Source organism: Saccharopolyspora spinosa NRRL 18395 (assembly GCF_000194155.1).
In the GTDB taxonomy this organism is placed as follows: domain Bacteria; phylum Actinomycetota; class Actinomycetes; order Mycobacteriales; family Pseudonocardiaceae; genus Saccharopolyspora; species Saccharopolyspora spinosa.
Genome location: NZ_GL877879.1, coordinates 1,199,954 through 1,212,819, shown reverse-complemented (window position 1 = coordinate 1,212,819; position 12,866 = coordinate 1,199,954). Strand labels below are relative to the sequence as shown.

Genomic DNA, 12,866 nt, shown 5'->3' with positions numbered 1-12,866 from the left:
ATCTCGCTCCAGGGCGAGTTCGGTGGTGGCGCAAGTGTAGGTGCGGAGGAGGCTTTGCGTAGCCCGTATCCTCAGCGGTTCTGGTCGCCGGCATCTGTGCTGGGTTCTTGTCGGTTCGAGGCTCGGAACTCGCGGCCGCGGGCGAGAACGAGTTGCGGGTTTCGAAGGTGGTCCAGGCGTGTGAGGGGGTCGCCGTCGACGACAATCAGGTCGGCGGAATAGCCGGGCTGTAGTCGGCCGACGTTGTTGGCGATGCCGAACGCTGTGGCGCTGGTGAACGTTGCCATGTCGATGATCTGGTCGTGGGGGAAGCCGAGGTATTCAAAGAGTTCCATGGTTCCGACGAGGTCGTCGAACCATGAGCCGGGTAGACCAGCGTCGGTGCCGATGATCAGGGGCACGCCGAGTTCGGCGAGCCAGACCAGTCTGCCGTACATCGCCTCCGTTCCCTCGGGGCCGAGGCGTTTCATGATCGAGCGCCAGTTTCCGCTCAGCGCTGTGCAGGCATAGATTCCCCTGTCAGCCATTTGTTTCGCGATGTCGTCGCGCCGGTCTGGTCCGTTGGCGCTTTGCCAGGAGCAGTGTTCGATGGTGGAGACCCCAGCGGCGGTCGCGGCGGCGATAGCTTCGGTGCCATGCGCGTGCGCGGCTACCGGTAGCTCCAGCTGCGATGCTTCTTCCACGATGATCGACAGTTCCCCTGCAGTGAACTGTGACGCCCACATCGGGGGAGAGTTCGGGGTGATCTGACCGCCGGAGGCCATAACCTTGATGACGTCTGCGCCCAGGGCGGCGTTGTGGTGCACTAGCTGGCGGATCTCGGCCTCTCCGGAGACGGTCCCACCGAGGAAGTGGCAATGTCCGTTAGGGATAGTCAACGGTGCTGCGGCAGCGAGGATGCGGGGACCCGGCAGATCGTCGCGTGCGATGGCATCGCGGAGGCGGATGGAGAGGCCGCCACGGTCACCGAGATCGCGAACGGTGGTAACGCCGCTGGCGAGAGCTTGTTGTGCCCGTCCGGCCATGCCCAGGAGCAAATCACTGTCTTTGTCCTGCTGTACCGATTCGAGGAACTGGGGGCTGGTGTCGAAGCAGAGATGGACATGGCCGTTGATGAGTCCCGGCAACACGGTGGAGTTTGGGTAGTCCCGCCGCCGGGCATTCTCGTCGGCTTGTTGCTCGAGGTGATGTCGTTGTCCCACGGCGAGAATGGTGTCGTCTTGGATCAGGACCGCGCCTTCCTGGATCCGCTGCTGGGCTGGCCCGATGAGCACCTGACTGGCGGTGATCAGCTGCTGCACGTCATCGTCCTCTCCGCGCTGTGCGCGCTGCGTCGTGCATTGACCGAGCAGAGTGGCTTGGGCTTCAAGTGATGCGAATCGCCTGTTCCTGGGCCGCAACAGGGGCGAGCGGATCATCCTGGCTTGGGCTCGAGACGGAAGACCGCTGTTGTGGAGGTATGGGCAAGGATCTCACTGACCGGAGCGTTGGGCGGGAACGGCCACATCATGGAGTGGTTCCCGAGATCGTGCAGGTAGGTCTGGATGGCTCTTGCCGCCTCATCGCCTTCGACGAGAACAGCACGATGCATAGGATGTGTGTCGCGCTCGATCTGCGTTTGGCCGGCGGCCAGAAGGTTGCGAACCCAGTCGCGCTGGCGATGTGGGGCGCACACATACCGTTGGCCGTCGAGTTGGGTGACCGCGATCGGGACCGACCGAATCTCGCCGGTCTTGCGTCCGTTGATTGCGAGAATGCGCAGAACGTAGCGCCGTTCAGCGTAGGGAGCGGGGTCCTGCGCTCGGATCCGGTCGATCATGACGGCGTTGCGTGCGCGTAGCCCCGTGTCTTGCCTGTGGGGTGTATCGCCCCGTTGCATCGCGATCTTCCGTGTCAAGGCCAGCAGTTCAGCGACGTCGCTTTCGACGTTGCCGACCTGGGGCGGCGCCGCCACCAGGACCGCTGAGGAAGTCGTCGCGGGCAAGCCTTCGTGCCGATGCTGCAAGGCGCGCTGGAAGGTGGTGATCTGCTGGTCTGCTGGGCGGCTCGGCGAGTAACCGAAGTCCGCCAGGTGCGGACTGAGCTGGACCAGTCCGTCACGGATCTCGATGACACGACGCCAGTAGTGCCGGCGGACTCGGCGAGGAGACACTCGTTCCCGCCACAGGCTTCGTGTCCGGCGATCAAGAGCATCCTTCGGATACACCGAATTGAGGACCTCCCACAGCGGGCGCAGCTCACGGTAGGCGCGTCGATGTCGCCACCACACCCGCATGGTGGCGACCCGCAGCAAAACCGCCGGGCAGAGCACGCCCGTCACGAACAGACCGCCACCAAGGGCAGCCAGCGTCGCCGTCATCTCCCGCACCGCGTCTGGGACAGTTCCACCGAGCCAGAACACGACTACGAGCAGCACTCGCAATGAGCCACTCAGAGCACGGATTCCGAGTCCGACGGCGGCCATCCGCAACCCGATCCGCACGCGCCGGTTGGACTCAGCGGCATACCGCAACGCGAAGCGGGCGGCCTGCACGAGTACGTAGACGAGGTAGCTTGCACCGACGAAGTAGAAGCTGGCGATACCGGGAATCTGCAGATCCGTGGTGGAAAACTTGTGATCGCGAAGCTGGTCGGGAGTCAGGGCCATCGACACTGTCTGAGCGATCACCGCAGCAGCTAGCGGGATGACTTCCCGCCAAGCTTGATGCCTGACGCCTTTGCCCGCTGGTGCTGCCGAGAACAGGAAAAAGAGCATCAAGAAGAAGTACCCGAGCATGATCACTGCGTTGAGCAGCACTTTCGGGATGCCGTGCTGGACAGCGGGATCCGCCTCGGCCGCTCTGGCCAGCCAACCCAGCGGATAACTGAGCGCCATAAAGGCCAAGCAAGCGGACACCATCCACAGCGCAGGGTCTCGTGGCGTGCGCCACACTCGATGCAAGCACCACAACAAGGCGAGGCTGAGCGCCGCGGCCACGAGCTCTTCCAGCATCACAGCCAGACCATCCGGTCACCGAGCGCGCGCTGTGCCCGGCCAGCACGCTGTGAGAGACCGGGAAGTCGGACGCATTCAACGACTGCCGCGGCTTCCAGCAGCATCGTGGCCGCGATCTCTGCCTCTTGTTCCTGCACGGTGTCATAGGACGTACGGCGCAGCGCGCGACGGATCACCTCCGGCGAGATGTCAGGCATCATCGTCGCCCACAACGGATCCTCGTCCGGGTCGGGCTTGTGGTCGGCGAGTAGATGCCCCAGCTCGTGCGCGATGATGTGCTGCTGATGGGCGGGTGTCGTCTCAGCCTGGTACAGAATGAAGTCGGTATCAGGCGTACTGCCCCACCAGCCAAAGGGCCCGGGAACCGCAAACGGATAAGCGACAAGTCGAATCGGCTTGCCGCGCTGCACACTCAGCCGCCTGCAGACCTCACCCATGTCCACAGGCTCGTCGATGCCAAGACCAGCGAGGTCCCGGCGAAGGCGCCGTCGCAACGCCCGCTCCGACGCCCAACATGGGCGCGACTCCCGCCACCTTCCCACAGCAAGCTCACCCCCAGATCGCGGCACTAACGCCGAGTACGGAGATCCAGTGTCGCCTCACGATCACCGATCAACAGGGACAGAGACACATCGTCACTCAGGCGAGTGATCGTCAGCTGTTTTCTTCTGGCGGCTGGCCTCGAACTCGATGAAAGCCAGCACGTTGTTCATCGACTCCACCGACAGCTGCTCCGCACCACGCGCCAATGCACGAAGCTTCCCCTCGCCGAATTTCGCGAGCAACGCGTACTGCGACGTCAGCTCGCGACCGCGTTCGTTGTCGGCGAAGTAGTCCAACGGCACATCGAAGAACTCCGCCAGAGCCTTCACCGTGGCATGGCTGGGCTCACGGTCGCCGCTGAGAAGGTTGTAGAGATGCGTCTTGGACATGCCACAGCCCTTGGCGACTTCCCGGACCGTGTGCCGCTCGCCATCCTCACGTCTCACGCTGCCGAACAGAAGATCAAGTTTCTCGGCGAACGTGTGGTGGACCTTGCCCCGTTCGGTCCCCATCGACGACACCTCCTTCCACTGCCAGTCCAGCGTGTCCTCTTTAGGGGACATACGCAAGCCCCGAGTTCAGTGAAGTTGACACCTGGTCCTCGGCGGCTTACGTTCGAAGCTCCAAGTCCTCTATAGCGGACAAGATCAAGCTACACAAGGGCTTTGATCACCGGGGGGTCGCATTGTTTCGCGATCTAGAAAAACGAGTGCATCGGCAAGGTCGATGCGTCGACGGCACCCAAGGCGAGTGGTTTCCTGAGCCACCTCGCGGCGTCGACTCCGTGAGCCGCCAGCGGCGTCAAGCGAAGTGGGCGTGTGCCGACTGTCCGGTTCGGACAGGCTGCCTTGTGGTCGCCCTCGCCTACGAAATCGACGAAGGCGAGAGTTGGGGGATCTGGGGTGGTGTATGCGCGCGGGACCGACGGCAAGCCATCCGGCATGCCACACAGCATCCTGGCCGTAGGCCGGACGCCATCCGCGTGGCACGCCAGCTACTCGAGACACTAGACGCAGGGGAACCCCGGGAAGAGTCCGAACTCGTTCCCCCAACCGAGTTCGATCAGCACCCAGCGGCCGTGGGCGCCACTGAACGGCACCGCGACCCGAACGAACGTATCGCCTGAGCGGAACTGCCAGAATCTGCCAGGTACAGGTCGCGTTGGGGGGTCCGAACTGTAGGAGCCCTTCGATGGCCCTTTGGGCATGCGGTACAGGGGCCAGGCTCTGGACCCGGGCACGTAGGACTTGAGCTGTTGGGGATCGTAATGTTCGTCGAGACAGAACACGTAGGCGTCGCCCGTGGTGGGGGCCAGGGCGCAGACGGGGACGGTGTGGGTGTCGGCACTGTCGAGTACGACCGGGGCACCGTTGTGCGGGTAGGTTTCCTGCCCGGCGGGGCGTAGGTGTTGGGCGCGGCTGTCCTGCCGGTTGTGGTCGATGCGGGCCCAGGCGAACAACATTCCGCCGGTGCCGTCGGTCACGAACTCGGGGAAGTACCCGTCGGGGAAGGCGCCCGGGGTGGTGTCGTCACAGAGCCGTACGGCCGGTTGGATCCAGTCAGGGGTTCCGGTGGGCCCGAGTTTCTGGGCGTCACGCTGCGCGCCCAGGGCAGTCCCCAGCGGGGATGAGCCACGCCTGGCTGTGGGAGAACTACCAGACCTCGCGGAAGTCGGCCACGGAGTTGGCGGTGGCGCGTTGTAGCGGTGTCTTTCGGCTGTGGCCGATCAAGCGATCGGTGTCCGCACGGCCGCTTTCCAGTGCTAGCCGATGGGCTTGTCGAGTTTTTGGAAGCGGTCGCCGGACGTGATGGTGGCGGAATTGAACGTGAGGGAGCTGAGGAGTTCGTAGGATCGGCGACGGTCGGCGTGGTTATAGACCGGGGTGGTGACCATGATCTCGTCCGCGCTCGTCTCGTCGAGCAAGGCTTCCAGCTTGTTTCGTACGGTGGTGGGCGAGCCTGCCACTACGCTGTGAGATCGTGCGGCGATCTCCTCGCGGTCTGCGGAGGTGTAGGGGTGCGCGGCTGCGTCTTCCGGGCTGGGCAGGAGGATCCGCTTGCCCTGTACTCGGCTGAGTACCTTCAGACGGGTTGATCCTGCGAGCCATTCGGCGCGCTCATCGGTGTCTGCGGCGATGACCGACACGCTAACGATGATCTGCGGGACTTGTGACGTCGAGGAAGGCTGGAACGAGTCTCTATACACCTGGACGGCCTCCAGCCCCTCGGGGTTGAGGTGGTGGGCGAATGCGTAGGGCAAGCCGACCGAGCCCGCGAGCTCGGCGCTGGCGGTGCTGGAGCCGAGAATCCACACCTGCGGCCGGTTTCCGACGGCGGGCACTGCCGTAACGGTATGGTCCTCCGGAGGATCGAAGTAGCCGAGCAGCTCGTGTAGCCGCTCGCCAAATGACGTGTCGTTGAGTGTGCGTGTACCGCGGATTGCGGCGGCGGCGTGAGGCGGACCGCCGGGAGCGCGGCCGAGTCCGAGATCAATTCTTCCGGAATGTAGTGCCTCCAGCGTCCCGAACTGCTCAGCGACCACCAGCGGCGCGTGATGGGGCAACAGAACTCCGCCGGATCCCACGCGCATGCGGCCAGTAGCGTCGGCGATCTGGCCCACCAGCACTGCGGGAGCAGAGCTCGCGACCCCGTGCATGCTGTGGTGCTCGGGCACCCAGTACCGGTAATAGCCCAGTTCGTCGGCGAACCGGGCCAGATCGAGCGTGTTGTGGAGGGCCTGCCGAGCTGTGGAGCCCTGCACGATCGGCGAGGTGTCCAGGACGGACAGGCGTACGTCAGTCTCCGACGGTGCCACGTTCCAGCTCCTTTCGGATCGCGCCGCGCTGTGTCAGCTCGTCGCAGAGTCGGATCATCCACTGTGCGCCAACCCGGGATGTGATGGACCAAGCGATGCCTTGAGGGTGATCGAGTTGGACAGTGTCGAGGTTCGTGGGGGCGAGGTGGGGAGCCGCCCCGGTGGAGGGGCGCGTTGGGGCGGCTCGACCCTCGCGGAGCGTGCGCTGCGGGTATGTGACGCGCCCACGCTGGACGTTCAGCGATGTGATCGCGGGCCTTGGCAGGGGCGATCGACGGTGCGGTTCGCTGCGGTGATCACGGTTGTCCACGGTGGGAGCCGGCTGCTGGGTTCTGGTGCACGACGCCAGTGGCAGGTGTCCTGTGGGTGGGCAACGATGACCTGCCCGCCGGGTGGGATGGTGTGGACCCGTCGGCTGCGCAACTTCGGGGCGATGTCGGCGTGTGCTGGTGGGCGGGGTTCGGTGAGGATGGTCCACCAGGTTGTGGTGGTGTCGACGCACACCGGCCCTGCTTGTAGGTTCCGTTCGCGGTGTTGGACGACCGTGTCGGCCGGCCAGTCCGGCAGGACGACGGCGTCGAGCGGCTCGCCGGTGCGCAGGATCAAGCGGCGATGAACTGCATCGAAGGTCACCGGCCAGCCCAACTTCAGCCGGTACCAGTCCGCGGCGCGGACCAGGTCAAGCCGCTGGGCATCGGCGTCTTCCTGCGGCGGCATACCCAGAATCCTTCCGTGTTTGGGTGGCATGACGGTCTTCCTGTTCCTCGGTTGACGATGGCCGGGGTGCGGCATTCGCGGGTACTGCGTAGTAGTCGGCGCCGAAGGCGAAGGACGCCCCGAAAAGCGGCGTTGCGGTGCGGCGATGCCGGGTTCGGGCTCCCGGTGCTGCCAGCGGGGCGTGTGTAGAGATGGCGTCGCGCACGGCGGCCCGCAGCCGCCCGGCTTCCAGCGGCGCCGACGTGATCGGCCCGTGCGGGGTGACCGTCAGGGTCACTCCTCCCGGGGCCAGTCCCACGCGCAGCCGAGCCCGCCTTCCCCGTGCTTCGCGGCAGGGGATCGTCCACGTGTAGCGGTCGTGTGGACGTCCGAGGCGGGAGAGGACTGCCAGTACTGAATGTCGTTGGTTTCGGCGCCACATCGGCCTCACTCCTCTGCTGGAAACCTGGCGGACCGCAGGTGTTGGGGTCACCGTTGGTCCGCCAGGAGCTTTGACACGACTCCGCCAGTCAGTCGCTGGGGGCACGCGAGAACACAGGACGCGTACCGTCCGGCGGGAGCCGCAGGTTGGTGCGCAACGCAAGCTCAGTGGGATCCGGAAGGCCAGCGATCGTGATCGCGACCAGCCGTTGCAGGAACTCCTGGGGGAGCTGAACGGAAATCAATGCGTGCTCCTTTTGGAAGGGCCCGGTCGGAGATACGTCGCCGAAGTCATGGCTGTTCGGGGTACAGCCCGGTGACGCATCGCCGACCGGCAGCTCGGCTCCCGGGCCGGGGGAGTGCTGGGAGCCGAGCCAGATCATGGGGGGTCAGTGCAGGGCGTGACGAGGCTCGTCGGTCTCGTCGAATAGGGCCCGCCGTGCCGCGAGGTAGACCGTGCACGGCGATGTCGGTCGCCGCCACGGTTTCGTCCACCGCCGCAAGGTTCGAGAGCACGCCGGGCACTCACCGATCTCGTTCGGTTCGTGTCCGGCCATCAGGGTCCGTACGGCGTCGATGAGGTGTGGCACCTCTGAACGAGCAACCGCGGTCACCGCCCGGTCATCACCAGCGCTCACGACCCGCAAACGCTGCCGCACCGATTCGTAGAGCTCCCTCAGAAACACGTGCCACCGACCACGGTGGTTCGATTCGTGGGGTCGTAGTTCGCGTGTGACTCCCAGATCGCTTCCCGGGCCGCAGCGAGCAAGTCACGAAGCTGCTCGGCGTTCACCTCGAACCAGTCACTGGGCGGTGGTTGTACAGCCACACGGTCATGAGCGAGCGGCAGAATTCGCAAGACCTGACTACGGCCCTTTGCGTCCGTGCATCGGACTTCCTTGCATACCGCCGAGTGCGATCGTTACCAGGATCGCCGCGACCACCCACATCGCGGATCATCCGTCAGGCCGAGCCCTGCCCCGCAGCCGATCGGCCACCAAAAACGGCTCTTGTGATCGATTAGTGGGCGTGTGGCCTGGGGTTGGGTCCGGAAGATGAAGGCACGCCGTCGCTTTGGGCTAGGTTGTTGGTTGCGAGATCAACAAGCTGACCAGGGAGCGAACGACGTGCCGGATGTCAGTGTATGGCGCGCGATGGCGGGTCTGGACGACAGGACCGTGATCGAGCGTGTGGCTTTCGAAGAAGGCCGTCCTGGCCGCGCTGAGCGGGTAGTGCTGCATGTGCGGCCCAGCCGCCGTAAGGGCGAGCATGACCGGTGCGGCCGGTGCGGTCGGAGAAGCCCTGGATACGACGGCGGGAGGCGCCGTGAGTGGCGGAGTGTGGATTGCCTGAGCGGGTAGTGCTGCATGTGCGGCCCAGCCGCCGTAAGGGCGAGCATGACCGGTGCGGCCGGTGCGGTCGGAGAAGCCCTGGATACGACGGCGGGAGGCGCCGTGAGTGGCGGAGTGTGGATTGCGGGCTGACGCAGATGTGGCTGGCAGCCGACGCGCCCAGGGTGCGCTGTGCCGAGCACGGGGTGACTGTGGCTCGGGTGCCCTGGGCTCGGCATGGTGCCGGGCACACGCTTGTCTTTGACGCCCAGGTGGCGTGGCTGGCGGTGCGAACCTCGAAGTCAACCGTGCGGGAGTTGCTGCGAATCGCATGGAAAACGGTCGGGTCGGTCATCGACCGGGTCTGGGCCGACATCTCCGCTGAGATCGACCTGCTCGACGGGGTCCGCAAGATCGGGATCGACGAGGTTTCCTATAAGAAGAACCATCGCTATCTGACGATCGTGGTCGACCACGACACCGGTCGGGTCATCTGGGCCGCGCCGGGCCTGGGCGCCGCCACGTTGAGCACGTTCTTCGACGAACTCGGACCCGAACGCACCGCGGCCTTGACCCACGTCAGCGCTGACGCGGCGCACTGGATCGCCTCGACGGTCACACAACGCGCCCCGCAAGCGATCTTGTGCGCCGACCCGTTTCACATCGTGGCCTGGGCCATCTTCACCCGCATGGCCTTCGGGTTCCACACGCCCCAGGCCCTGATCGCCCTCGTCATGCTCAACCTCGGCGGCCCGACACTCACCCTCCCCGGGCGCACTTAACCCACACATACGTCAGGAGAGCCCTATTTTTGATGCATTCGCAATGGAACCATAAAGCTCAATGATTCATTTTGGCTAGGACCTAATTGGGTTAACATGTTCAGCGGGGTTTCACCGTGAACTCTTGGAGCGTTCGCGTCGTGTTGTGCACGGTGAAATAAGGGAGACCGTCTTGGCTCGGCAAGTCGCCATTCGACTCCTCGACGGCATCGACGGCACACCGGCTTGAGAGTATTGTAGAGTTCGGTATAGATGGAGCGAACTATGCAATTAACCTCTCCTTCGAGAATGCTGCCGAACTCCGTGACTCGCTGGCGTCTTTCGTGGTAAATGCGCGGAAGACCGGTGGCCGCAAGCGTGCCGTCGTCAAGACGGGCAAGTCTTCAGCGACGGTAACTACGACCGGCCGGGAACGTAGCCAGGCCATTCGGGATTGGGCACGGAATCAGGGGATGCAGGTTTCAGATCGAGCCGGCCATTGCAGGACGACCCGGCGTAGGCCTTGTCAGGATCGCTTTTTCCGCATCAGGGATGCCTTCTCGATCGCGTTGATCACGTGGTGGAGTTGTACGCGGTCGGAGAGCCAGCCGTGGACGGCGTCGGTGACGTGGGGGAATCGGGGTTCGGCGAGCCGGTTCCCGAGGTTGTTGCCGAGCCACCTAGATGATTGATTCCGTGAAGTTGGTGTTAGTGGTCGTAGGCAATGAGTGATCGTAGCGCTGACGCGGCGCACTGGATCGCCTCGACGGTCACACAACGCGCCCCGCAAGCGATCTTGTGCGCCGACCCGTTTCACATCGTGGCCTGGGCCACCGACGCCATCGATACCGTCCGCCGCCAGGAATGGCGTGCCCTCAAAGCACTCGCCGACACCGAACGCGCAGAACAGGACCGTCGTGTCGGCCGCCCCACTGCCGATGATCCGAAGCCGGAAACCCCACGGCAGGACCTGGCCAGGGAGTTCAAAAACGCCCGCTACTCCCTGCTGAAAAATCCCGACAACCTCACCCAGGACCAAAGCCTCACCCTGAAGTGGATCACGGCTTCCAGCCCCCGCCTCCACGAGGCCTACGCGTTCAAAGAGAAACTCCGCATCGTCTTCCAAGCCAGGGGTAAGCAGGGCAAACGCATCCTCGACGCCTGGATCAAAGAGGCCGGGCGCAGCACCCTGGAACCCATCCAGAAGCTCTGCAAGTCCGTGGTCCGCATCCGCGCGTCCATCGAGGCCAGCCTGGAGCACGGGCTGTCTCAGGGCCTGATCGAGTCCACTAACACCAAGATCAGACTCTTCACCCGCATGGCCTTCGGGTTCCACACGCCCCAGGCCCTGATCGCCCTCGTCATGCTCAACCTCGGCGGCCCGACACTCACCCTCCCCGGGCGCACTTAACCCACACATACGTCACGACCAGCACGTACAGTGCTGTCAGGAGGGTGTCTAGGTCATTGCTCACACATTGATCTTGGACGCCCTCCTCCCATGTCCACATCCCGGCCCCACTTCACATGATCTTCACGGAATCAATCATCTAGGGCCTCGCATTCGCCACGTGTCGATGTCGTCGTCGTGGATCTGGTCGCACAACGTGTCGCGGATCCGCCGTACGGCCCATTCGGACCGGCCGACCTGGTTGGCGATGCGAAAGGGCCGCCCTCCGTCAAGCAGTAGCTGCTCGATCCTGGCGCGTTCCTCGGCGGTGATGGGAGAGGGGGGCATCGCCGCATCACCTCGTGGTGGGGTAGACGGCGACCCATGCGATCGCGTTCAGTATCAATGCCGCCCCGCAGCCGCCGGTGGCACCTCCATGACAGCCGACTGGTGTGCCGCTGTCATCGATGATCAGCGGGGTGATCAAGGGACTGCCGTCCACGGACGCTCTCCTGCCTTTGCTGGTTCGCTGTTGTGGGCTGCGAGATGTGCCAGTACGAGCTCGGGGTAGGGCCGGGGTTCGATCCGGCAGTGGGACAGGCCGAGTGAGTGCTCGGCGGCCGCCAGCCGCTGTCTCGCGTTCGTCATGGTGGAGGCGGTGACCTTGGTCTCGGCGAAGCAGCGCTGGAGGTCGGTGAGTTCGTCGACGGTGACGGTGATGGTCTCTTGCACGTGCTGGAACACTGTTCGGACTTTCTGGACCCGGACCAGGTAGTCGAGGCCGAGTGCGGACAGCAGCTCGTGGGCGGCCACAGCCTGGTCTCCGGAGAGCAGCACGACTTTGGCCGTCAGGTGCGTGACCCCGGTGATGTGGTGGTGTTCCGCGGCTGCTGCGGTGCGTGTGATCTCGGCGTAGCCGTTGCGCTGGCGAATCCGGGTGCCGTCGCTGTAGTAGGTGTCGGCCTCGAAAGCGCGATGCAGGCGGTGAAATTGGAGTTCTGCTAGCCGTTCGGTGAGGGCATTGCCATCACCGCTGGTCAGTTCGTGTGTGCGCTCGCGCTGGAACATGGATGTCGCCCTTGTGGTCACAGGGAGTGCAGCCGGCCACTGAGCGCGGTCGGGTTCAGCGGCCTGCTGCGGCCTTGGAGAGACGGGGTCGCCGGCTGGCGTGGAGCCAGCATTGTGGCCGTTGTCCGAGGAGCGGCCCGAGTACTGCTCAGTCGCGGGGAGTCTCCTCCCTGGACTTGTCTCATTTCGAGGTCCGGTTCTGGTTCTGGTGGCGTCGGCGTGTGTGGTTCCCACTGCGGTATCCGTTGTGGCGCCGGAGTGAACCATTTCGGTGCGGACCGGGGGTGTAGCCGGCGTTGGCCAAAAGCGCGCGGATTCGGAGTGACCGGCTGCGAAAAGTCGCCACGTCGCCATGCCCATCGCCGTCGCGTGTATTCTCAGGATCATCCCGGTTTGCTGTCGATGGCCAGGCTTCGGGAGGCAACAGAAGACGGCTGGCGGGCAACAAGGATGCCATCTTTTTTGGCTTTCTTTTTGTGAAACGGGAAATGATCCCTGCCTATCTCCAGTTCGGACGGGTCAAGCTGACGACTCACCCATCCTGGGCGGACAATTCCTGCTTCGTAGGCGAGAACGACGAGTTCCGCTCTGCAGCGGAGGTCAAACTTTTGGAAGAGCCTGGCAATTTGCGTTTTAATCGTGTACGGGGTAACGAAAAGGTTTTTCGCGATTTGCGCGTTGTTCATTCCACTGATAATGGCGAAAATGATCACTTCTTCCGCTGGGGAAATGCGACTGAGGTGCGATGGCCGAAAGCGGCGTCTTGAATCGCGCGCCGCAGTGATCACCTGTTCGTCCCGGGGGGAGTACTTCACTGGTTTTACCT

The 12,866-nt window shown here is 64.2% G+C and carries 14 protein-coding genes and 1 pseudogene; 4 read left to right on the top strand and 11 right to left on the bottom strand.

Annotation, left to right across the window (positions count from 1 at the left end; translation table 11 throughout):
* Positions 1-71: 71 nt before the first annotated feature.
* The 4 genes from SSPN_RS45610 to SSPN_RS0124640 all read right to left on the bottom strand — a co-directional run bounded on the left by SSPN_RS45610 (position 72) and on the right by SSPN_RS0124640 (position 4,050).
* Positions 72-1,301 carry an amidohydrolase family protein gene (locus SSPN_RS45610; protein ID WP_044574911.1) on the bottom strand — a complete coding sequence of 410 codons (1,230 nt, stop codon included), beginning with the start codon at positions 1,299-1,301 and terminating at the stop codon, positions 72-74.
* A 113-nt stretch (positions 1,302-1,414) separates the two neighbouring features.
* Entirely contained in the window at positions 1,415-2,992 is a 1,578-nt protein-coding gene (locus SSPN_RS0124650) for an MAB_1171c family putative transporter (protein WP_337466375.1), read from the bottom strand.
* Positions 2,992-3,438, bottom strand: coding sequence for an ImmA/IrrE family metallo-endopeptidase (locus SSPN_RS0124645; protein WP_010310241.1), 447 nt, complete (start codon positions 3,436-3,438; stop codon positions 2,992-2,994). Before SSPN_RS0124645 ends, SSPN_RS0124650 begins: the two co-directional genes overlap by 1 nt.
* 192 nt (positions 3,439-3,630) lie before the next feature.
* Entirely contained in the window at positions 3,631-4,050 is a 420-nt protein-coding gene (locus tag SSPN_RS0124640; protein ID WP_029535685.1) for a helix-turn-helix domain-containing protein, read from the bottom strand.
* Positions 4,051-4,247: 197 nt separating this feature from the next.
* Here SSPN_RS0124640 and SSPN_RS51865 point away from each other — a divergent pair, with 197 nt between their 5' ends.
* A complete protein-coding gene (locus SSPN_RS51865) occupies positions 4,248-4,664 on the top strand; it encodes a WhiB family transcriptional regulator (protein ID WP_083822098.1) in 417 nt (138 codons plus the stop codon).
* Here the strand turns inward: SSPN_RS51865 and SSPN_RS57825 are convergent.
* The 4 genes from SSPN_RS57825 to SSPN_RS57820 form a co-directional block, all read right to left on the bottom strand.
* Complete coding sequence (locus SSPN_RS57825) at positions 4,545-5,021, bottom strand: hypothetical protein (RefSeq protein ID WP_010310235.1); 477 nt, start codon at positions 5,019-5,021, stop codon at positions 4,545-4,547. The genes SSPN_RS51865 and SSPN_RS57825 overlap by 120 nt on opposite strands.
* Positions 5,022-5,300: 279 nt before the next feature.
* Entirely contained in the window at positions 5,301-6,353 is a 1,053-nt protein-coding gene (locus SSPN_RS0124630; protein WP_010310233.1) for an LLM class flavin-dependent oxidoreductase, read from the bottom strand.
* A gap of 237 nt (positions 6,354-6,590) precedes the next feature.
* Positions 6,591-7,070 carry a hypothetical protein gene (locus tag SSPN_RS0124625; RefSeq protein ID WP_010310231.1) on the bottom strand — a complete coding sequence of 160 codons (480 nt, stop codon included), beginning with the start codon at positions 7,068-7,070 and terminating at the stop codon, positions 6,591-6,593.
* A gap of 509 nt (positions 7,071-7,579) precedes the next feature.
* Positions 7,580-7,735, bottom strand: a complete 156-nt coding sequence (locus SSPN_RS57820; RefSeq protein ID WP_187764675.1) for a hypothetical protein — start codon at positions 7,733-7,735, stop codon at positions 7,580-7,582.
* 1,112 nt (positions 7,736-8,847) lie between these two features.
* On the opposite strand from SSPN_RS57820, the pseudogene SSPN_RS45595 reads away from it, so the two are divergent.
* From SSPN_RS45595 to SSPN_RS45590, 3 genes and pseudogenes are all read left to right on the top strand, one after another.
* Positions 8,848-9,498: pseudogene (locus SSPN_RS45595) on the top strand (transposase); the annotation flags it as partial.
* A gap of 338 nt (positions 9,499-9,836) precedes the next feature.
* Positions 9,837-10,274, top strand: coding sequence for a histone-like nucleoid-structuring protein Lsr2 (locus SSPN_RS62910; RefSeq protein ID WP_395475399.1), 438 nt, complete (start codon positions 9,837-9,839; stop codon positions 10,272-10,274).
* Positions 10,275-10,306: 32 nt separating this feature from the next.
* Entirely contained in the window at positions 10,307-10,993 is a 687-nt protein-coding gene (locus SSPN_RS45590; RefSeq protein ID WP_010310223.1) for an ISL3 family transposase, read from the top strand.
* 135 nt (positions 10,994-11,128) lie between these two features.
* On the opposite strand, the gene SSPN_RS0124600 is transcribed toward SSPN_RS45590, so the two are convergent.
* The 3 genes from SSPN_RS0124600 to SSPN_RS51850 all read right to left on the bottom strand — a co-directional run bounded on the left by SSPN_RS0124600 (position 11,129) and on the right by SSPN_RS51850 (position 12,855).
* Positions 11,129-11,320 carry a hypothetical protein gene (locus tag SSPN_RS0124600; RefSeq protein WP_010310221.1) on the bottom strand — a complete coding sequence of 64 codons (192 nt, stop codon included), beginning with the start codon at positions 11,318-11,320 and terminating at the stop codon, positions 11,129-11,131.
* A gap of 135 nt (positions 11,321-11,455) precedes the next feature.
* Entirely contained in the window at positions 11,456-12,040 is a 585-nt protein-coding gene (locus tag SSPN_RS57015; RefSeq protein WP_010310217.1) for a CYTH domain-containing protein, read from the bottom strand.
* A gap of 383 nt (positions 12,041-12,423) precedes the next feature.
* A complete protein-coding gene (locus tag SSPN_RS51850) occupies positions 12,424-12,855 on the bottom strand; it encodes a response regulator transcription factor (RefSeq protein WP_143539713.1) in 432 nt (143 codons plus the stop codon).
* Positions 12,856-12,866 lie beyond the last annotated feature (11 nt).